At 75.8% G+C, this 611-nt stretch carries 1 protein-coding gene; it reads left to right on the forward strand.

What is annotated here, in order from left to right:
• Window positions 1-611 (forward strand): FUSC family protein (locus G3I41_RS12000; RefSeq protein WP_164400190.1); only part of this gene is annotated, 611 nt, incomplete at both ends.

Consider the following 611-nt stretch of genomic DNA (forward strand, 5'->3'; position numbering starts at 1 on the left):
GCACCGGCGCCGAACTCTTCGGGCTCGACGCCGAACGCGCCGCCCTGGCCGGCCGCCCGTTCCGCGCGCTGCTGGGCCGCGTCGCCCCCGGCTCCCCGCTGCTCCCGGTCGCCGCCCGCACGCTCGTCGGCTGCGCCCTGGCCGGGTACGTCTGCTCGGCGGTGGGCGTCGGCCGTCCGTACTGGGCGATCGTCACCGCCGCCTCGCTCTACCAGGCCAACGTCACGCTCTCCTGGAACCGCACGCTCCAGCGCACCCTCGGCAACCTCATCGGCGTCCTGGTCTTCGCCGCCGTCCTGCCGGTCGCCCGAACCGCCCCGCTCGCCCTCATCGGCTTCTGCCTCCTCTTCGCCTTCTCGGCCGAGGCGCTGATCACCCGGAACTACTGGCTCGGCTCCGTCGCCGTGACCCCGATGGCCCTCCTCGTCCTGGAGTACGCGGGCAGCCACCCGGCCGGTGAGCTGATCGGCGACCGGGTCCTGGACACCGTGATCGGCGCCGCCGTCGGCTTCCTCGCCGCCGTCCTGGTCACCAACCGCCGCGCCACCGGCCGCGTCGAGCGCGCGCTGGCCGACGCCGAACGCGCCCGCGCCCACGCCGTGCAGGCCCTG

Origin of the sequence: Streptomyces sp. SID9727 (assembly GCF_010550605.1) — a bacterium.
Taxonomy (GTDB): Bacteria; Actinomycetota; Actinomycetes; order Streptomycetales; family Streptomycetaceae; genus Streptomyces.